A 20,150-nucleotide genomic window follows, 5' to 3' on the forward strand; every position below is an offset into this window, starting at 1 on the left:
GAGTCTCCGTCTTGGCTGTGGGCCTTGTTACGCACGCAGTTACGGAGTGGATCAGCACAAAGTTTCTGATTTCACTTGGGTTTTGCCAGATCGGTCAGGCGGAACTGCACCTGTTCGCGACCCTGATAGTGATCGATGCTGAGGCTGCCGGCGAAGTGAAAGGCCCCCTCATTGCCGCGCAGCAGGGCATCGCCGATGGCGGTGCTGGCGGCGCGGAAGGCGATGGCCTTGAGCCGGGCGCCGTCCTCGGAGACCAATGCAAAGCTGACATGGCCGCCCTTGCCGACCACCTGGGCGAACTTGGCACGATGGGCGGGAAAGGCGATGACCGGTCCGGGATTGCCCGAACCATAGGGCCCTGCCCGCTCGAGATCCTTGACCAGGTCGATGCTGGCGCCGCGGGCGGTCAGCGCCGCGTCGATCTTGAGGGCGGTGGCGGCACGGGCAATGGCGACGTCGACCGAGAGGGCGTCGGCTAGAAAAGCGCGGAAGGCCCCGAGCTGACCCGGCTTGATGGTGATGCCGGCCGCCATGGCGTGGCCGCCGCCCTTGACGATCAGGCCGGTCTCGACCGCGCGGATCACCGCGCTGCCCAGGTCGACGCCGGGCATGGAGCGGCCCGAGCCGGTGCCGGTGCCGTCGGCATTGAGGGCAATGGCAAAGGCGGGGCGCTCGAAGCGGTCCTTGAGGCGCGAGGCGATGAGGCCGACGACGCCGGGATGCCAGTTGGCCGAGGCCAGGACGAGCACCGGCGGGCCCTCGCCGCTGCCGATCTCGAGCTCGGCCACGGCGACGGCTTCCTCGACCGCCTCGACCTCGATGCGCTGGCGTTCGGTATTGAGGTCGTCGAGCCGGGCGGCGATGGCGAGCGCATGGTGCTCGTCGTCGACGGTCAGCAGTTCGGTGCCCAGCGCGGCATTGCCGATCCGGCCACCGGCATTGATGCGCGGGCCGATGAGAAAGCCCAGGTGATAAGGGTTGAGCGGGCCCGAGACGCGGGCCGCCAGCGCCAGCGCGGCAATGCCGACATTGTCGCCGCGGCGGGCGACCTCGAGGCCACGCACCACAAAGGCGCGGTTGAGCCCGACCAAGGGCACCACATCGCAGACCGTGCCGAGGGCGACGATATCGAGCAGCTTGAGCAGGTCGGGCAGTCCGGTGTCGCCGCGCTGGCGCAGTACGCGGTTGACGGCCACCAGCACCATGAAGGTCACGCCGGCGGCGCAGAGATAGCCCAGGCCAGAAATATCGTCGGGCCGGTTGGGATTGACCAGGGCATTGGCCTCGGGCAGCGCGTGATCGGCCAGATGGTGGTCGATGACCAGCACATCGGCGCCGCGGCTGCGGGCATGGGCAATGGGTTTTTCGCTGGTGGTGCCGCAGTCGAGCGTGATGATCAGCGTGGCGCCGGCATCGATCAGCTTGTCCATGGCCGCGATATTGGGACCATAGCCCTCAAAGATGCGGTCCGGGATATGCACCTGCGGCTCGAGGCCAAAGTGGCGGAGGTAGCGCGCCATCAGGGCGCAGGAACAGGCGCCATCGACGTCATAATCGCCAAACAGGGCCACCGATTCATTGTCGGCAACGGCCTTGGCCAGCCGGTCGGCCAGGCCATCCATGGCGGTCAGGGTCGACGGATCGGGCATCAGCCCGCGAATAGTGGGCTCGAGGTATTTTTCGGCGTCATCAAGGGCGATGCCGCGCGCCGCCATGACGCGGGCGAGAATTTCGGACGTGCCATTGCGCTGGGCAATGGCCGTGGCGATGCGGGTAGCGGCTGGATCGAGCCGATCCACCCAGGCGCGGCCCGTGACCGAGCGGGAGACATCAAGAAAAGGGCGCGGCGCATCGAGCATGGCTCAGAGGTAGGCGATTTGGACGCAGCGCGAAAGGACTATCCCCTTACCGCGCATGCCGCGCCTTGATCCAGCGTACCGTCTGGCTCCAGGAGCGCATTACGACAGTGCTGGTCTCGACGCGGTTGCGGCGCAGCCGGACGCCCTCGAGCAGGGTGCCGTCGGTGACGCCGGTGGCCGCCACCAGCACGTCGCCGGCGGCCAGATCGGTAACGTCATAGATACGGTTTGGATCGGTAATGCCCATTTCGCGGGCGCGTTCGCGTTTGGCCGGCGTATCGAGGATCAGCTTGCCCTGCATGTGACCGCCGATGCAGCGCAGGGCCGCCGCGGCCAGCACGCCTTCGGGAGCGCCGCCGGAGCCGAGATAGATATCGATGCCGGTATCCTCGGTGCTGACGGCATGGATGACGCCGGCAATGTCGCCGTCGCTGATCAGCTTGACCGCGACGCCGGTGGCGCGCAGTTCCTCGATCAGCCCGGCATGGCGCGGCCGGTCAAGCACGATGGCGGTGATCTCGTTGAGCGGCACGCCCTTGGCCTTGGCCAAGGCGTTGACGTTCTGGGTGGCAGTCCAGTCGATATGCACCGTGCCTGCCGGATATTCGGCGCCGATGGCGATCTTGTGCATATAGACGTTGCGAGCGACGTTGAGCAGGCCGCCGCGCTCGGCCATGGCCAGCACGACGATGGAATCGGGCTGGTTCTTGGCGCAGAGGGTGACGCCTTCGAGCGGGTCGACGGCAATATCGACCTGCGGACCGCTGCCCAGACCGACCGCCTGGCCGATATAGAGTTCATCGCATTCGTTTTCCTCGCCCTCGCCAATGACGATGCGGCCGGCAATGGCAACGCTGTCCAGTTGCGCCTTCATGGCCTGTACAGCGGCATCATCGGCCGCCTTTTCATTGCCCTTGCCGCGCCATTCGGCGGCGGCAATGGCGGCGGCCTCGGTGACGCGCACCAGTTCGAGCGCCAGGCTGCGGTGCAGGTTGGCGGGGCTCTTGCCGCCCTCGACTTTGCTCAGCTTCATGTGTCCTCCCTCAAGGCACATCGCGAGAGCGTGATGACGGCCTGCGAATCCAGGTTCTCTCCGCTCCGGTGCTCACGTGCAGAACGCACGCTGCGCGCCGGTTCTCGATAACCCGTCTTCTCGACTCGTCCTGACGCACTCTCAATGCACCTTGCCGGTGATCTAGAGCGTTTCGATCCGGATCAATTGCGGTTGTCCGACGATAAACCCGTCGGCGGCGATCTGCGCAAGCGATTCACGCACGGCCGATTCCAAAGTCTGTTGAGTGATCATCACCACCGTGCGGGTCGGCGAGCCATCGGGTGCGATGGCCTTAGCGCTCAAATCGGACCGCTGGATGACAGAATCGATGGAAATGCCGCGCTCGCCCATGCGGGTGGCGATGGCGGCGAGCGCCCCGGGCACATCCTTGGCGCTGAGGCGGATGTAGTAGCCGCCATCATGCGGCCGCATGGCGGCCTCGCGATAGGGCAGCAATTCATCGGAGGGCACGCCAAGCGGCGGCACGCGCGTGCCGCGGGCAATGTCGAGAATGTCCGACAGCACCGAGGAAGCCGTGGGCGGACCGCCCGCGCCGGGGCCGGCCAGCAGCAGTTCGTGTACGTGGTCGGTTTCCAGTGCCACGGCATTCATCACCCCGTCGACGCCGGCAATGGCGCTGCCCTTGGGCACGAAGGTGGGATGGACGCGCTGCTCGATGCCGTCATCGGTGCGCTGGGCAATGCCGAGCAGCTTGATCTTGTAGCCAAGGTCGGCGGCCACCTGGATATCGTGCTGGGTGATGCCGGTAATGCCCTCGACCCGGATCTTGTCGGGGGCCAGTTCATAGCCGAAGCAGAGCGTGGCCAGGATGGCCAGCTTGTGGGCGGTGTCATAACCGTCGACGTCAAAGCTCGGATCGGCCTCGGCATAGCCCAGCGCCTGGGCGTCCTTGAGGCAATCGGCAAAGGAGATGTCCTCGTTGCCCATGCGGGTGAGGATATAGTTGCAGGTGCCGTTCATGATGCCGAAGACCTTGGCGATGCGGGCCGAGCCCAGCCCCTCGCGCAGGGTCTTGACCACCGGAATGCCGCCAGCGACCGCCGCTTCAAAGCCCAGCTGGGCGCCGGTATCCTCGGCCAGCTTGGCCAGTTCGGTGCCATGCTTGGCCAGCAGCGCCTTGTTGGCGGTGACCACGGGGCGGCCGATTTCCAGCGCCGCCTTGACGGCGGCCAACGCCGGGCCGTCTTCGCCGCCGATCAGCTCGACGAACAGGTCGATGCCATCGGACTTGGCCAAAGCCACCGGATCGTCGAACCAGTCCAGCTCCGAGATGTCGATGCCGCGATCGCGCGAGCGCGACCGGGCGGCCACAGCGGTCACGACGAGCTGGCGTCCGAGCTTTTTGGTCAGCTCTGCACCGTCCTTTTGCAGGATGCGCACCAGGGTGGCGCCGACATTGCCCAGGCCCGCCACGCCGACCCGCAACGGCGGCAGCGCCGTGCCGTCGCCGAATTCCTGCATCGCCTTGAGGATGCGGGTGCGGGTGTCGGAACGCGGCTCACGCCCCTCGCGCAGGTCGAAGACGAAGAGCGGATCGCCCGCCACGGTCCGGCCGAACCGGGTCGGCGTCCACCCGCGGGCGGAGATAAAGGTTTCAACGGCTTGGCGGAAAGACTGGATATCGCTCATGGTGGCGACATCTGCATAGGAATATGCCTAGTCGTCAATAGGAGTTCACCGAAAACCCTTGCAGATCTGGGCCATGCCTACCGATTGGTCGACATGGCCAAATCTGCGCGCCGATCAGCCAGCCAGCGGCACGACGTTGCCGGCGCCGGCCTTGCCGCCGAGCAGTTTCTTGACGTTGCGCGCGGCCTGGCGGATGCGCTGCTCGTTCTCGACAAAGGCCAGGCGGATGTACTGGTCGCCATATTCGCCGAAGCCGACGCCCGGCGCGACGCCGACGCCGGTCTCGCGGATCAGCAGCTTGGCAAATTCGAGCGAGCCGAGATGGGCGTATTGCGCCGGAATTGGCGCCCAGGCGAACATGGTTGCCTTGGGCACGGGAATGTCCCAGCCGGAGCGGCCAAAGCTCTCCACCATGACGTCGCGACGATATTTGTAGACCTTGCGGATTTCGTCGATGACGTCGTCCGAGCCATTGAGCGCGGCGGTGGCGGCTACCTGGATCGGCGTGAAGGCGCCGTAATCAAGATAGGACTTCACCCGCGCCAGCGCGGCGATCAGGCGTTCATTGCCGACGGCAAAGCCGACGCGCCAGCCGGGCATGGAATAGGTCTTGGACATCGAGGTGAATTCCACAGCAATGTCGATGGCGCCGGGCACCTGCAGCACGGACGGCGGCGGGTCGATGTCGAAATAGATTTCGGAATAGGCCAGATCGGAGAGGATGAAGATCTCGTGCTCGCGGCAGTACTTGACCACTTCGGTGTAAAAATCGAGCGTGGCGGTATAGGCGGTCGGGTTGGCCGGGTAGTTGAGCACCAATGCAATGGGCTTGGGGATGGAGTGGCGCACGGCCCGGTCGAGCGAGCGCATGAAATCTTCATTGGGGTCGGCCGGCATGGAGCGGACGACGCCGCCGCTCATGATGAAGCCGAAGGAATGAATGGGATAGGTGGGATTGGGCACCAGCACCACGTCGCCGGGCGCAGTGATCGCCTGGGCCATATTGGCGAAGCCCTCCTTGGAGCCCAGCGTCGCGACGATCTGCGTGTCTGGGTTGAGCTTGACGCCAAAACGGCGGCCATAATAGCTGGCCTGGGCCTTCCGCAGGCCGGGAATGCCCTTGGAGCTGGAATAACGGTGCGTGCGCGAATCGAGCACGGTTTCCTGCAGCTTCTTGACGATATGATCGGGCGTTGGCAGGTCGGGATTGCCCATGCCCAGGTCGATGATGTCAACGCCTTCGGCCCGGGCCTTGGCCTTAATCGGGTTGATATGCTCGAAGACATAGGGGGGCAGACGGCGGATGCGATGGAACTCTTCGCTCATGATTTCCTCTGCGGTCCGTTTGAGGACCTGACCTGGGCCGCGACGCGCATAGAGCGCCAAACCCCATTATGGAGCCGATTATCGCGGAATTATGATTGTAAACGGGTTAAAACCCGCAAGGGCGGCCTGGGATATTCGGCTCTTCCCGGCCCGAAAGGGCCATGCGGGAAGAGCTAGCGGGCGTTTGCCGCTGCCGCCATAGGCGCAGGCGCGGCCACTGCACTGCCGGCGAGCGAGGCTCCAACCCTAGCAACAGTGTACAGAGACTGCATGTCCCTTGCCCTTCGGAAGCGTTTTTTGTATTGAAATCAGCTTTAGACAGCCGTTCATAATTCCTCGTCGAGGTATTGTAAATGGCGCAGCGAACGCCATTTCTGGGCTCCACGGCTGCCATATGAGGTGAGACACTTGAAGCGGATTGCCCTTGTCACGATCGGCACGCAGGGCGACGTTCAACCCTATCTTGCTCTGGCGATCGCGCTCAAGGAGCGTGGCTACTCGGTCGTCCTGGGCGCCTCCGAAGAATTCGAGGGCATGGTCGAAGGCTATGGCATCGAGTTCCACACGCTGGGACCCTCGATCCAGTCTTTCCTGAGCCAGCAGCGCTTCGAGAATGCGATGAGCCAGTCCATGCTCATCAACGGCCCCTCCCTGCTCCGCCAGGGCCAGCAGATCGTCGACACGGCGGCCCGCCACGCCTGGAACATGTGCCAGGGCGCCGACATGCTGATCCTGAACATGAATACCAGCTTCGGCATCGACATTGCCGAGGCCCTGCATGTGCCGGCGATCATGGTGGCACTGCAGCCGCTCAATTCGACCAGCGAATTTCCGCTCTGCATGTATTACGGCGCCGATTTCGGGCCGGCCTTCAACAAGCTGAGCTACACCGCCATGACGGTGCAGCAGATCTATTACAACCTGCCGCGCAACAAGCTGCGCCGCGAGCTGATGGGTCTGGATGCGCGCAAGAAGGGCGGCTTTTTCCGCAATACCGACGGCACGCCGCTGACCACCCTCTACCCCTATTCCTCGGTGGTATCGCCGCGGCCGCGCGACTGGCCCAAGAGCGCCATCGTCACCGGTTACTGGCAGCTCAAGGATCGTTCGGACTGGCAGCCCTCGCCGGAATTCCAGAAGTTCCTCTCCGAGGGTGAGGCCCCTGTCTATATCGGATTCGGCTCGATGCCGTTCGGCGCCGAGCGCAATACCAAAATCCTCAAGGAAGCCGTCGCCATGTGGGGCGGCCGCGCCGTGGTGGCCCGCGGCTGGGGCGGGATCAATCCCGAGGACCTGCCGGCGAGCATTTTCGCAATCGAGAAGGCGCCGCACGACAAGCTGTTCAAATATGTCTCATCGGTCGTGCACCACGGCGGCGCCGGCACGACCTCGGCAGGTCTGCATCTGGGACGCCCGACCTTCGTGGTGCCGCAACTGGTCGACCAGCCCTATTGGGGCCGTCGCGTCTATGAGCTGGGCTGCGGCCCCAAGCCGGTGCGGCTGCGCAAGCTGACGTCGGAAATCCTGGCCGGTGCGCTGGCGGACCTGACCACCAATCCCGACTACCGCCGCAACGCCACCGACATTGCCGAAAAACTGCATGCCGAGGACGGCACCGGCAGTGCGATCAAGGTGATCGAGCGGGTCATGGACAGCTATGTGCCGGCCGTGGTCGGGATCAAAAAACCAAAGAAAATCAAATCGGTACTCAAGAAAGTCAGTTGAGCCGAGCGGCGGCCAGCAGGCCGACGATGATGGGCAGCACGAATGCCGCCCCAATGCCGACCAGCAAGAGCACGGCGTTTGCAGTGACCGCTGCCAGGACGAGCAAGGCGAGGCCGCAGATCATACTGGCGAGCCCGGCCACGCGATGGGTCTTCTGCCAGACCAGCGGGTCGGACAGGGTCCAGGGCAGCCGGATGCCTGCATAGTGGTTGGGCTGCGTCTTGGGCAGGGCATTGCCCATGACGAGCAGCAGGATGCCAAGGCCCGCGGCAATCAGCCGGACCATATCCACCGCGAAGCCGGCGCCGATCAGCACCGTGCCGGTGGCGATGACCACAAAGAGCAGCAGCAGCACCGGCAGCATGGCTGCCAGCAGGTGACGGCCGGACTGCAGCCGGTCGGCAGGGGCATAACGGATCAGCGCGGCGGCGAGCAGCAGCACGGCGGCGGCAAAGCCTGGCGGCAGGAGCAGCGCCGCATTGCGTGGCAGGAAGCGATCTGCCTGCCCGGTAATGCCCCAGTGTACGGGGAGCATGGTCTCGCCCGGGACCACAACAAAGCCAATGCAGGTGACCACAGCCAGGAGGGCCACAATTATAAGTGTGGCTGGGCTGAAGATGTCTTTGAAGGTCATTGGTCCTGCTCCTTGAGCGAGATCACATCCGCCAGTGCCTGTTCGAGCACCGAGGTGTTGAGGTGATAGATCAGGCTGGTCCCCTGCCGCCGCACGGCGACGAGTTCGGCCTGTTTGAGCTTGGCGAAATGGACCGACAGCGTCGGCCGGCTGATGTCGAAATGCGCGGCCAGGTCGCCGGCGCTCATCGGGCCGGACTTGAGCAGGCCGAGCACCTTGCGGCGTACCGGATGCGACAGCGCTTCGAAGACGGTATTGATACCCACACGGCGATCCATATATTTCGTTGCTTCACTAATTAGCGCTCATGCTAATTAGTGTCAAGACGAAATAGAGACGCAAAAAAGGGGAAGGCTCGCGCCCTCCCCTCTAACTTGATCGGCAGAGGGTGGCGCTATTGCGCCGGGACGGCCTCGTTGACGTCGAGCGCGTCGATGCTCTCGCCGCGGTCATAGACGTCCTGGTCAAGGATGCCCTGGCGCTTGGCCACGATGGTGGGCACCAGCGCCTGGCCGGCGACGTTGACCGCGGTGCGGCCCATGTCGAGGATCGGATCGACCGCCAGCAGCAGGCCGACGCCTTCGAGCGGCAGGCCGAGCGTGGAAAGCGTCAGGGTGAGCATGACCACGGCGCCGGTAAGGCCGGCCGTGGCGGCCGAACCCAGCACCGAGACGAAGACGATCAGCAGGTATTCCTGCAGGCCGAGCTGGATGCCAAAGAACTGGGCGACGAAGATGGCCGAGATGGCCGGATAGATGGCGGCGCAGCCGTCCATCTTGGTGGTGGCGCCCAGCGGCACGGCGAAGGCGGCATATTCACGCGGCACGCCCAGATTCTGCTCGGTGATGCGCTCGGTCAGCGGCAATGTGCCGATCGAGGAGCGCGACACGAAGCCCAGCTGAATGGCCGGCCAGGCGCTCTGGAAGTAGCGGATGGGGTTGAGGCCATTGGCCTGCAGCAGCACCGGATAGACCACGAACAGGACCAGGGCCAGGCCGATATAGATGGCGGCCGAGAACCAGCCCAGCTGTGCCAGCGCGTCCCAGCCATAGACGGCCACGGCGTTGCCGAGCAGGCCGATGGTGCCGATCGGCGTCAGGCGGATCACCCACCACAGGATCTTGTGGATGATCTTGAGGAAGGAGCGGTTGAAGGCGAGGAAGCCGTCTGCCGCCGGGCCGACGCGCAGGGCGGCGACGCCCACGGCGATGGCAATGACCAGTATCTGCAGCACGTTGAAGTTGAGGCTGGTGGTGGCCGAGCCGTCGGTGACGCGGGTGGAGGCCTGCAGGCCCAGCATGTTGGACGGGATCAGTCCCTTGAGGAAATCCAGCCAGGAGCCGGAAGACGACGGCAGCTTTGCCGCCTCAGCCGTGACGGCAGTATGCAGGCCGGGCTGGATGATCAGGCCCAGCGCGATGCCGATCGACACGGCGATCAGCGCGGTGATGGCGAACCAGAGCAGGGTCTGCCAGACCAGTTGGGCTGCATTGTTGAGCTCGCGCAGATTGGCGATGGAGGCGACGATGGCGGTGAACACCAGGACCGGCACCAGCGCGCGCAGCAAAGAGACAAAGGTGGAGCCGATGGTGGCCAGCGTCTGGGTCAGCCAGTTGGCATTGCCGGCGACATCGGGACCCATCTGCCGGGCGACAAAGCCCAGGAGCAGGCCGATGACCATGGCGGCAAGGACCTGGAAGCCGAAGCTGCGGTAGAAGGGCTTGGCCGGGCGCGGTGTGGCGGCGGCGGATACGGTAGTGGGCGACATGGCGGACCTATCCATTGGCGAGGCGATGCCCAAAATCTGAGCGAAAAGCCTCATTATTGCGCAGCACCCTACGCCTTTGGTGGCAGGTGCGCGGCGCATGGATTTCCAATTGTGGGTGGCTGGCCGGAATATCCTGCCGCAGCCGGGGCAGTTGCGACAATCGCTGTGCGAAAGCGGCTAACGCCGGCCAAGCAGTGTCGTGAGTCCGGCCACGAGGCCGGGGATGACAATGGCAGACGCAAAGGCCAAAGCCAGCAAGCCGATGCCCACATCAAACCAGGCCAGCGCCAGCAGCCCCATTCCGGCCAGGGAGGTGGCAGTGCCGGTAGCGCGGTGCACCAGCGTCCAGGCGGCGTCGGCAGCAATCGGCCAGGGCATGCGCAAGCCGGCATAGGTGTGCCGCTCGGCCTCGAACAGCACCACGCCCAGCACCAGCAGGACAATGCCCAGGCCAAAGCCGGTGAGGCGGATAATATCGAGGTCCGAGCCGATGCCCGTCAGCAGCAGGCCAAGCTGGGTAGCGGCGATTATGCCCAGCAGCAGGCTCAGCAGCGGATCAAGGATATGCTGGGACTTGGCGAACTGGTTGCGGGTCAGCGCTCGACCCAGGATGAAAAAGCCCAAGAGCAGCAGCAGCGCCAGAATGGGTGCCGCGGCCAAAGCCAGGTTGCGCGGCCACAGCCAGTCGGCCGCGCTGCCTGACCAATGGGCCGGAAAGGCGAAGGTGGCGGGAATCCGCAGCAGCGCCACACCGGTGATGGCGAGCGTCACGGCCAGAAGCAGCAGGTGAAAGCGGGTGACGAGGCTGGGCATGGACCTTACATAGGCATGGATGGCGGCGCTGCCAGGGGCGAGACCGCCGGCCCGTGACAAAGAAAAGGGCCGGTTGCCCGGCCCTTTCCCAAATTTCGACAGTTCCAGCTTAGCGCTTGGAGAACTGGAAGGACTTGCGGGCCTTGGCCTTGCCGTACTTCTTGCGTTCCACGACGCGGCTGTCGCGGGTCAGGAAGCCACCCTTCTTGAGCACTGGGCGCAGGCCCGGCTCGAAGAAGTTCAGCGCCTTGGAGATGCCGTGACGGACAGCACCGGCCTGGCCGGACAGACCGCCGCCGGCGACGGTGACGACAACGTCGTACTGGTCCGTGCGTTCGGTCGCGACGATCGGCTGCTTGACGATCAGCTGCAGCACGGGACGGGCAAAGTAGGCGGCAAATTCACGACCATTGACCGTGACCTTGCCCTTGCCTGGCTTGATCCAGACGCGAGCAACGGCGTTCTTGCGCTTGCCGGTCGCATAGGCACGGCCCTGCGCGTCAAGCTTCTGCACATGCACCGGCGCGGTGTTGATAACAGGCGCGACAGTCGAGGTGCCGAGATCTTCGAGGGAGTTGATGGTTTCGGCCATATTACTTCACCCGCGCATTCTTGGGGTTCATCGCAGCAACGTCCAGCTTGGCCGGGTTCTGCGCTTCGTGGGGATGCTCGGCGCCGGTGTAGACGCGGAGATTCTTGAGCTGCGCACGGGTCAGCGGACCGCCCGGCATCATGCGGCGAACCGCATTCTCAAGCACGCGCTCAGGGAAACGACCTTCGAGGATCTCGCGGGCCGTCCGGTCCTTGATGCCGCCGGGATGGCCGGTGTGCCAATAGAACTTGTGCTGGTCCAGCTTGCGGCCGGTCAGCTTCACCTTGTCGGCATTGATGACAACGATGTTGTCGCCCATGTCCATGTGCGGGGTGAAGGTTGGCTTGTGCTTGCCGCGCAGGCGGCTGGCAATGATCGAAGCAACGCGACCCACGACGAGCCCTTGGGCGTCGATCAGGATCCACTTCTTGTCGATCTCGCTCGGTTTTGCCGAGTAAGTGCTCATGCTTGAATTCCCTAAATTCCTGGAGTGACCGACCTCCCCTGACGGGAAAGCGGCACGTTCGACGGCTCGTTTATGAGGGATTCCACAGCCCGTCAATAGGCTAGATTTTCCCTAGTATAATCAAAGACTTATGCTTACGGTATTATATTACCGCAGATTTGCGCGCTATAGCGTGGTGCGGGCGGCGCGGCGCATATCGGCGATATAGGCCATGGTGACGCCTGCCAGCATGAAGGCCAATGCCTGGTGGCCCACGGCCAGGCTGATCGGCACCGCCATGAGCAGCGTGCCAATGCCCAGGACCACCTGCAGCACGACCAGCAGGCCAAGCCGTGGCAGCCAGCCCTGCAGACCGGCAAAGCCGCCGCTGGCGCGCTGCTGCCAGAGCATGACGCCGACATAGGCGACAATGATATAGGCCAGCGTGCGGTGAATGAACTGCACGGTCAGGGCGTTCTCGAACAGGTTACGCCAGGCCGGCTGCATGGCACCCAGGCCGTCGGGCACCAAGGCGCCATCCATCAGCGGCCAGGTATTGTAGCCCATGCCTGCATCAAGGCCGGCAACGAAGCCCCCTGCCCCGATCTGCAGAATGAGCAGCACCAGCAGCACCACGGCCCAACCCATATTGCGGGTCGGCTCGGGGCCGGTGACCCTGCCGGGTTCCAGCGAGCGCGGCAGATAGACCAGGGCGATGAACAGCAGCGAGGCCGCCGTCAGGTGGGCTGACAGGCGATATTGCGACACCGAGGTGAGTTCGCTGAGGCCCGACGAGACCATCCACCAGCCCAGCGCACCCTGAAAGCCGCCGAGGATGAACAGCCCGAACAGTGGCCAGGCCAGCTGCGGGGTAAAGCGCTTCTGCGCCAGGAAGACCAGAAAGGGCACGAAAAAGGCGACGCCGAGCAGGCGGCCAAGCAGGCGGTGGACGAATTCCCAGAAGAAGATGACCTTGAAGTCATCCACGGTCATCCAGCTATTGTTCACTTCAAACTGCGGGATCTGCTTGTAGGCCTCGAATTCGGCCGCCCACTGCGCGTCGTTAAGCGGCGGAATGGTGCCGGAAATCGGCTTCCAGCTGGTGATCGACAACCCCGACTCGGTGAGACGGGTAATGCCGCCGACGACCACCATCAGCAGCACCATGGCCGCCATGGCATAAAGCCAGATGCGGACGGGCCGCAGACGGTCGCTGGCATAGTGTGTCTCGCTCAGTGCGGCATTGTGAACGGTGGTCACTGCATTTTCCCGGTGTCGATCAACCGGGCCGAGTGGTATGCCCCACCGAGTTCTCCTGCAATAGGCGCGATGCCGCACATGACCCAGCGTAACCGCAAGTTGACCGGTGTCTTCCTCATCCTGGGGTCGATCATCGCCTGGCTGTCGATCTTCACCTCGGTCTATCTGGCCTTTCCGCCCGATCTGCCGATCTGGATCCTGATGCCCTATTTCGTGGTCGCCGGCATGGGCTGGCTTTACCCGGCCATGGCCATCATCCGCTGGATGTCGCGGCCGGACGCCTGATCAGCCGGTGATCCTGCCCAGCAGGGAGAACACCGCTCCGGTCACGAAAACATCGACATAGCGGCGAGACTGAAAGTAGCCGTTGAGGGAAATGCGCGGCAGCGCATAGGGATCGTCCGCATGGCGCGGGTACAGTCCGCCGGGGCGCGTGGTGACGGCCGAGGCAAAGCCGAGTTCCCTGGCGAGAGCGAATTCGCGCGGCCCCGCCGATTGCGGGCCGCCCAGCGGATAGGAAAAGTGCCGCGGGCGCTGCCCGAACTGGGCCAGCAGGATATCGGCGGACTGGGCCATCTCGTCGCGGGCCTGGGCGAGCGGCAGTTTGGCCAGCTCATAGTGATGCACCGTATGGGCGCCGATGGTGCAGAGCGGTTCGGCGGCAAAGTGGCGCAGTTCCGACCAGTCCATGATCAGCGCGCGGCACTGCGCGGCCAGATCATGGCCATAGTCGGCGGCGAACCGGTGCAGCAGCGCAAGACGCTGGTCTTCCGGCAGCTGGCGCATCTGCCCATAGAGCGCCGCGAACACCGACTGCTTCTGGGCCAGGGTTCGCGTGTCGACATAGTCGATTTCAGTGCCGAGTTGCAGAGCCACGGCCTGCTGGCGGGCAATGATGTCCTCGATGGCCTGCCACCACAATTCCCCCACCCCGTCCACCAGGGCGGTCGGGACATAGAGCGTGAACGGCGCCTCGTGCCGCCGCAGGATGGGCAGCGCGTGGTGCAGATTGTCCTTGTAGCCATCGTCAAAGGTCAGCACGACGAAGGGTTTGGTCTTGCCTGGGGCCGCAAGGCGTTCCAGCGCTTCGTCGAGACTGACGATATCGATGCCCAGCGCCCGCACCCGCTCGATGACATAGTCGAGAAAGGCCGGCTCGATCTGCAATATGGCATTGGGAGAGAAGTCGTGCGGAGTCTCCGGCAGCACGCGATGCAGGGTGAAGATCACCCCGCGCGACCGTGACAGGGCGCGCAGCAGGCCCGGCAGGCGGGACAGCCAGATCAGCTCAAAGAGCGCACGGATGGCTGCATATTTGGCCGACATGGCAGCCTCCGATCAGGCCGCGACGCGGACCGGCCCCAGCGTGACGTCGACCGTGCTGAAGCCGGCATCGAGCAATTGGGCGCGGCTGTCTTCGATGCCGGCGCCCTCATCCTGAGGACCGGCAACCAGCACCACCCGGCCATCGAGATCGGCAAACATGGGCAGCGCCGAGTTCATGCCGACGCGGCCGGTCAGCAGCACCACGACCTCATAAATGTCGCCCAGTGCCTCAACCAGGGTCAGCGGCTTGGTGGATTTGCGGGTGATCGAGCGCGCCCGCCCCCAGGGAATCTCGGCAAAGCTGTTATCGGTGGACTTGTGGACCACGTCGCCGAAGCTGGCCGTATCGCCGCTGAGGTCGGAGAGCCCCGGCAGTTCGCTGAGACGGCCGCTGCCGGCATCGACCAGCGCCACGCTGAGGCCACGGGCCTGGGCATCGGCAACCAGTTCGTCGGCCAAAGCCTCACAATCGGCGTTGGTGCGATGGGCAGCCAGCATGACCAGATGGGTCCGGCCCAGCACCAGGTCGGCCGTCAGGTCGGCCAGGCTGATGGCGTCCGGGATGCTTGCCGGCGTGGCACGCGGGGCGGCCGACGGCACGGGCGCCTGGTCATTTGCCGGCTCGCTGTCCAGGGCGGCCAGTTCCTCGATCAACCGGGACTGGGCTGCGAGCGCATCCGCATCGACGACTTGCGAGGACGGGCGCGGTTCAATCGAGGGTTCGGGAGCAGTGAAGAGATCGGGTTCGTCGGCAACTTCCTCCTCGGTCCGGCTGTCGCTTACCGCGGCCTGCTGCTCGGCTTCCAGTTCGGCCGGCGAGAAGGGCACTTCATCGAGTTCATCCTGGGGGCGAACGGCCTCGCGGCCGATGATGATGGCCCGGCCGGACATGAGTTCGGCGAACAGGATCACGCCGATCTGGGCCAGGACGGCGACGATGCCGACCGCGATCAGCACCAGCTGGATCTTGGGCGAGGCCGGGGTCACCGAGGGCGCGGCAAGGCTGACAACACGCACGTCGGGCAGTGCGGAATTGGTCTCGGTGCGGGAAAAGGCCTCGTTGTAGCGCTGCAGGTAGCCTTCGAGCAGGTCGCGCTGCGCCTTGGCCTCGCGCTGCAGCTCATCAAGCGTGACGGTATCCTGGGTGGCGGTGGAGGCGGAGACCTTGGCATTGTCCAGCTCGGCATTGAGCGAGACTTCAAGGTCGGCTTCGATCTGCGCTTCGGCATCGAGCGCACCGGCAACCCGGCGGCCCTCGATGGCAATCTGGTTGTCGAGCTCACGAATCTGGGCGGTGAGTGCGCGAATAGTGGGGTGGCTCGACAGCAAGGTGGCGGAGCGCTGGGCCATTTCGCCCTGCAGCCTGGCCTTGTCCTCGCTCAGCTGCTGGATGACGGCAGAGTCGCGCACATCGGCGACGCCTTCAATGGACTGGCCGCGTTCCAGCATGCCGCGGATCAGGCTGGCACGGGCGAGCGCCGTGCTCTTGCGCTCCTGGGCGGCGCTGATCTGGCTGGCAATGGTGGACAATTGCTGGTCCGCCAGGCCGGTATTGTTGCTGCCGACAAACAGGTCATTGGCAACCTTGAAATTGGCGACAGCGGTTTCGGTCTCATTGACCACCACGCGCAGCCGGTCGATTTCGTCGCGCAGCCAGCCCGACGCCACGGCCGTATCGGAGAGCGAGAGCTGGGCGCGCCGGGCGACATGGGCATTGGCGACCGCATTGGCGATATCGGCAGCGCGCTGGGGATCGGTTGACTGCACCGTCACCGAGATCAGGCGGGAGTCCCGCTCCTGGCTGACGGTGAGACGGCTGTAAAGATTGTTGAGCACGGTTTCATCAATGCTCAGCGGCGTGGCCTGCCTGCCCAGCAGGCGGCCGATAATGGCCACGGGCGAAAAGCCGCCGCCGTCACCGCCGTTGAACTCGGCAACCGAGCGCAGATCGAGCGTGTCGATAACCGTGAGCAAGGTGTCACGCGACTTGAGCAGCTCGATCTGGCTGGAAACGACGCCCGTCTCGCTGCTCGATGAGGAAGGTGCCTGTTCGTTGGCGGCGCGCGTATAGATGCTGCTGCGATCTTCCACGAGAATCGACGCCGAGGACTCATAGAGCCGCGGCATGAACATCAGCACGGCAAAGGCCGCGGCGAGCAGGACCAAAGTGAGCACAATGATGCGCGGCAGCCGCTGCGCTACAGCGCCAAACAGCGCGGCAACGTCGATCCGGTCGTCGCGCATGGCGGGTGACTCATAGGTCATTGCTATTCCTCGTTGATGCCCTGATTTATGGACACGACGTGGTAAGCATTTGGTTAAACCACACAAATCTCGGCAACATGGTCCGGCGCGAAAGGTTTGTTAACCATGGGGAAGCGACACTGCGCCAACTCCAGATGCCGGGAACATAATGCGCTGGCTACCCCTGCTATGTCTTGCCCTGATGCTGCCACTGGCGGCGTGCGCGACCACGCGCTCTGCCACCTATCTGGTAGAGACCAAGGGCCCCTATCAACTCGACACCGGCGACGCCGTGCGGGTGACCGTCTATGGCGATGCCGAACTGACCGGCACCTACAAGATCGATGACAGCGGCGCCGTGGCGTTCCCGCTGGTCGGACCGGTGCAGGTGCGCGGCGCCACCACCAAAATGGCGGCCGGCAACATCGCTGCTGCGCTGGCCAATGGCTATATGCGTAACCCCGACGTTGCGGTTGAAGTGGCCGAGTACCGGCCGTTCTTCATCCAGGGCGAAATCGACAATGCCGGCCAGTTCCCCTATGTCTTCGGCATGACGGTGCGCGCGGCCATCAGCACCGCGGGTGGCTTTACCGACACGGCCGACCGGCAGAGCGCGGTGGTCTATCGCCGCCAGGGCGGGCAGATGGTCAAGGGCAGCGTCAATCTGGACTTCCCGATCTTCCCCGGTGACACGATCGTGGTCCCGGAACGCTGGTTCTGACGGAGCCGACCATGAGCGGGCGCAAGCTGCGAATCCTGCAGATCATGCGAGCGCCGGTGGGCGGATTGTTTCGCCATGTTGCCGATCTTACCCGGGAACTGGCAGGCCATGGCCACAGCGTGGGCCTGGTGGTCGACAGCCTTGCCAATGACGCACAGACGGAAGACCGCCTGACGGCCTTGCTGCCCCATGCCAGCCTGGGGATCCATCGCTTTGCCATGCCACGCGTTCTGGGTGGCGGCGATCTGGTGACCCCGCTGGCTGTTCACAAGCTGCAGCGATCGCTGCATATCGACGTCCTGCACGGCCACGGCGCCAAGGGCGGGTTCTATGCCCGGCTGGCGGCATTTGGCGGCCGTGGGCCCGCAACGGTCTATACCCCCCATGGCGGCGTGCTGCATTTTGAAGCCACATCCGTGTCGGGCCGGATCTTTCACCTGCTGGAGCGCCGCCTGCTCGCCCGGACCGGGGCCATCGTATTCGAGAGCGCCTATGCCCAGTCGACCTATGCCGCGCTGATCGGTCCGCCCACCTGCCCTACCCAGGTCATCCATAACGGACTGGCGCCTGACGAGTTCGTGCCGGTTGTACCTGACAGCGATGCGGCCGATTTTGTCTTTGTCGGCGAGTTGCGCGACCTCAAGGGCGTGCATGTGCTGATCGATGCGCTGGCCGGGGTGACGCGGCCCGATGGCCAGCCGGCGACGCTGGTCATGGTGGGAGATGGCGCCCGACGGGCGGCGCTCGAGGCGCAGATCCAGGCGCTGGGGCTGACCGACCGTGTCACCCTGGCCGGAGCCCAGCCGGCCCGGCCCAGCTTTGCCCGCGGCCGCATCGCCATTGTGCCATCGCTGGCGGAATCCCTGCCCTATGTCGTGCTCGAAGCCGCAGCCGCGCGGCTGCCGGTGATCGCGACGCGGGTGGGCGGCATCCCCGAAATATTTGGTCCGACAGCGGCCAGCCTGGTGCCGTCCGCCAACGTCGAGGCGCTGCGGGCCGCGATGCAGGGTGCGCTCGACGATCCGCAGGCAGCCGCAGCAGAGATGACGGTCAGGGCAGACTATATCGGCGAGCAGTTTTCGCTCGGACGTATGGCCGGCGCGATCGAAGCGCTTTATGCGCGACTGGTGCAGCCAGATTAGGCACCGAGCTTCACCGAACCTAAACTCCTTCTGGGGAACAATAGCGGCGAGAGTTCTGGATCGGTTATTCCCATGTATCGCGTCGACCCCAAACAGGCCCTGGATCACGCTGCCCGGCAAACCGGGGGCAGCGCAGGCGGCCCCCTGTCTCCGGCAGCAGAGGCGGTGATCGCGGCACCCGCAGAGAAGGTCCTATCTGGCGCGGTGGTGGTGGGCGTCGCGCAGATCGTTGAAGCCCTGCTGCTGGCGGCGCTGGGTTACGGCATTTACGAGGTCTATGTCTCCCTTGGGCAGCCGGAATTCTACGTCCCGGTGATCCTGGCGGTGTGCCTCTTGGCCAATGTCGTGCTGAACGCGGCCCGGACGCACCGCATCACGGCCTATCGTACAGTGCTCAACCAGACGGGCCGCGTGCTCGCCAGCTGGACACTGGTCATGGTGGTGCTGGCCGTCGGCATCTTCTTTTTCAAGGGGGGCGACCTGTTCTCCCGGGTATGGCTGGCCAGCTGGTTTGCCGGCGGGGCGGTTCTGCTGGTGGCCTATCGCATGGCTCTGCGCAGCCTGGTGCTGCGCTGGACGCGGCAGGGACGACTGCGCCGGCGCACGGTCATCGTCGGTGGCGGCAGCGATGCCGAGACGCTGATTGACCAGGTCAGGGCCAGCGCCAGCATTGACATTACCCTGCTGGGCCTGTTCGACGACCGTATCGACGTGCGGTCTCCCGATAGCGTTGCCGGCGTGTCCAAGCTGGGCAAGGTCGCCGACCTCATCGATTTCTCCCGGCGGACCGCGGTCGACCTGGTGATCGTGTCGATGCCGCTATCGGCCGAAAAGCGCGTGCTGGACATGCTGACGCAGCTCTGGGTGCTGCCGGTGGACATCCGGCTGTCGGCGCATATGAGCAAACTCAAGTTCACCAACAAGGCCTATTCCTATGTGGGTGACATTGCCGTGTTCGATATGGCCGACCGGCCGATCTCGGACTGGAATCTGGTATTCAAGTGGGTCTTCGACAAGACGGTCGCCCTGACCGCCCTGGTGCTGCTGAGCCCGATCATGCTGGCGACCGCGCTCGCCATCAAGCTCACCAGCCCGGGGCCGGTGTTCTTTCGCCAGAAGCGGCACGGCTTCAACAATGAGCTGATCAATATCTTCAAGTTCCGCTCGATGCGCAGCGACATGGCCGACGCCGGCGCCGCAACGCTGGTGACCAAGGACGATGCCCGCGTCACCGGCATCGGCCGGTTCATTCGCAAGACCTCGATCGACGAGCTGCCGCAACTGTTCAACGTGCTCAAGGGTGAACTGTCCATCGTCGGCCCTCGGCCGCATGCGCTGCAGGCCAAGGCCGACAACCAGCTCTATTACGAGGCCGTGGAGGGTTATTTTGCCCGCCACCGGGTCAAGCCGGGCATGACGGGCTGGGCGCAGATCAATGGCTGGCGCGGCGAGACCGACACGATCGACAAGATCATGCAGCGGGTAAACCACGACCTCTATTATATCGAACACTGGTCGCTGCTGTTCGACCTTTACATCGTGGCGATGACGCCAGTCAGCCTGTTCAATTCCGAAAACGCGTATTGAGGCC

General features: G+C 64.5%; 18 protein-coding genes. 5 read left to right on the top strand and 13 right to left on the bottom strand.

Going from position 1 to position 20,150, the window contains the following annotated elements; all coding sequences use genetic code 11:
* Nucleotides 1–71: 71 nt before the first annotated feature.
* From recJ to GDR53_RS00700, 4 genes are all read right to left on the bottom strand, one after another.
* Nucleotides 72–1,859 (bottom strand): single-stranded-DNA-specific exonuclease RecJ, encoded by a 1,788-nt coding sequence (gene recJ, locus GDR53_RS00685; protein WP_193336216.1) that lies wholly within the window; start codon nt 1,857–1,859, stop codon nt 72–74.
* Between the two features lie 46 nt (nt 1,860–1,905).
* Entirely contained in the window at nt 1,906–2,892 is a 987-nt protein-coding gene (glpX, locus tag GDR53_RS00690; protein ID WP_193336217.1) for a class II fructose-bisphosphatase, read from the bottom strand.
* A 162-nt stretch (nt 2,893–3,054) separates the two neighbouring features.
* On the bottom strand, nt 3,055–4,395 hold the full coding sequence (locus GDR53_RS00695) for a homoserine dehydrogenase (RefSeq protein ID WP_232846857.1): 1,341 nt from the start codon (nt 4,393–4,395) through the stop codon (nt 3,055–3,057).
* A 282-nt stretch (nt 4,396–4,677) separates the two neighbouring features.
* Nucleotides 4,678–5,889, bottom strand: a complete 1,212-nt coding sequence (locus GDR53_RS00700; protein WP_193336219.1) for an LL-diaminopimelate aminotransferase — start codon at nt 5,887–5,889, stop codon at nt 4,678–4,680.
* 408 nt (nt 5,890–6,297) lie between these two features.
* Between GDR53_RS00700 and GDR53_RS00705 the strand changes: the two genes are divergently transcribed.
* On the top strand, nt 6,298–7,614 hold the full coding sequence (locus GDR53_RS00705; RefSeq protein WP_193336220.1) for a glycosyltransferase: 1,317 nt from the start codon (nt 6,298–6,300) through the stop codon (nt 7,612–7,614).
* On the opposite strand, the gene GDR53_RS00710 is transcribed toward GDR53_RS00705, so the two are convergent.
* The 7 genes from GDR53_RS00710 to GDR53_RS00740 all read right to left on the bottom strand — a co-directional run bounded on the left by GDR53_RS00710 (nt 7,607) and on the right by GDR53_RS00740 (nt 13,126).
* A complete protein-coding gene (locus GDR53_RS00710; RefSeq protein ID WP_193336221.1) occupies nt 7,607–8,248 on the bottom strand; it encodes an SdpI family protein in 642 nt (213 codons plus the stop codon). The genes GDR53_RS00705 and GDR53_RS00710 overlap by 8 nt on opposite strands.
* Nucleotides 8,245–8,514, bottom strand: coding sequence for a metalloregulator ArsR/SmtB family transcription factor (locus GDR53_RS00715; RefSeq protein ID WP_232846686.1), 270 nt, complete (start codon nt 8,512–8,514; stop codon nt 8,245–8,247). Before GDR53_RS00715 ends, GDR53_RS00710 begins: the two co-directional genes overlap by 4 nt.
* 128 nt (nt 8,515–8,642) lie before the next feature.
* Entirely contained in the window at nt 8,643–10,016 is a 1,374-nt protein-coding gene (locus GDR53_RS00720) for a dicarboxylate/amino acid:cation symporter (RefSeq protein WP_193336222.1), read from the bottom strand.
* A gap of 177 nt (nt 10,017–10,193) precedes the next feature.
* On the bottom strand, nt 10,194–10,829 hold the full coding sequence (locus GDR53_RS00725) for a hypothetical protein (protein WP_193336223.1): 636 nt from the start codon (nt 10,827–10,829) through the stop codon (nt 10,194–10,196).
* Nucleotides 10,830–10,938: 109 nt separating this feature from the next.
* Nucleotides 10,939–11,421, bottom strand: a complete 483-nt coding sequence (gene rpsI / locus GDR53_RS00730; RefSeq protein WP_193336224.1) for a 30S ribosomal protein S9 — start codon at nt 11,419–11,421, stop codon at nt 10,939–10,941.
* Between the two features lies 1 nt (nt 11,422).
* Nucleotides 11,423–11,887, bottom strand: a complete 465-nt coding sequence (gene rplM, locus GDR53_RS00735) for a 50S ribosomal protein L13 (protein WP_193336225.1) — start codon at nt 11,885–11,887, stop codon at nt 11,423–11,425.
* A 165-nt stretch (nt 11,888–12,052) separates the two neighbouring features.
* Nucleotides 12,053–13,126 carry a COX15/CtaA family protein gene (locus GDR53_RS00740; protein ID WP_232846687.1) on the bottom strand — a complete coding sequence of 358 codons (1,074 nt, stop codon included), beginning with the start codon at nt 13,124–13,126 and terminating at the stop codon, nt 12,053–12,055.
* 78 nt (nt 13,127–13,204) lie between these two features.
* On the opposite strand from GDR53_RS00740, the gene GDR53_RS00745 reads away from it, so the two are divergent.
* Nucleotides 13,205–13,411, top strand: a complete 207-nt coding sequence (locus GDR53_RS00745; RefSeq protein WP_193336226.1) for a DUF2842 domain-containing protein — start codon at nt 13,205–13,207, stop codon at nt 13,409–13,411.
* Here the strand turns inward: GDR53_RS00745 and GDR53_RS00750 are convergent, their stop codons facing one another.
* Together GDR53_RS00750 and GDR53_RS00755 are read right to left on the bottom strand one after the other, a co-directional pair.
* Nucleotides 13,412–14,452: a polysaccharide deacetylase family protein gene (locus tag GDR53_RS00750; protein WP_193336227.1), complete on the bottom strand. Its 1,041-nt coding sequence runs from the start codon at nt 14,450–14,452 to the stop codon at nt 13,412–13,414. It lies immediately after the preceding gene.
* A gap of 12 nt (nt 14,453–14,464) precedes the next feature.
* Nucleotides 14,465–16,717 (bottom strand): GumC family protein, encoded by a 2,253-nt coding sequence (locus GDR53_RS00755; protein ID WP_193336228.1) that lies wholly within the window; start codon nt 16,715–16,717, stop codon nt 14,465–14,467.
* Between the two features lie 148 nt (nt 16,718–16,865).
* Here GDR53_RS00755 and GDR53_RS00760 point away from each other — a divergent pair, with 148 nt between their 5' ends.
* From GDR53_RS00760 to GDR53_RS00770, 3 genes are all read left to right on the top strand, one after another.
* Complete coding sequence (locus GDR53_RS00760) at nt 16,866–17,417, top strand: polysaccharide biosynthesis/export family protein (protein ID WP_193336229.1); 552 nt, start codon at nt 16,866–16,868, stop codon at nt 17,415–17,417.
* Between the two features lie 11 nt (nt 17,418–17,428).
* Nucleotides 17,429–18,559 (top strand): glycosyltransferase family 4 protein, encoded by a 1,131-nt coding sequence (locus tag GDR53_RS00765; RefSeq protein WP_193336230.1) that lies wholly within the window; start codon nt 17,429–17,431, stop codon nt 18,557–18,559.
* A gap of 72 nt (nt 18,560–18,631) precedes the next feature.
* Nucleotides 18,632–20,146: an undecaprenyl-phosphate glucose phosphotransferase gene (locus GDR53_RS00770; RefSeq protein ID WP_193336231.1), complete on the top strand. Its 1,515-nt coding sequence runs from the start codon at nt 18,632–18,634 to the stop codon at nt 20,144–20,146.
* Nucleotides 20,147–20,150: the final 4 nt, after the last annotated feature.

It is taken from the genome of Devosia beringensis, assembly GCF_014926585.1.
GTDB classification, from domain to species: Bacteria; Pseudomonadota; Alphaproteobacteria; order Rhizobiales; family Devosiaceae; genus Devosia; species Devosia beringensis.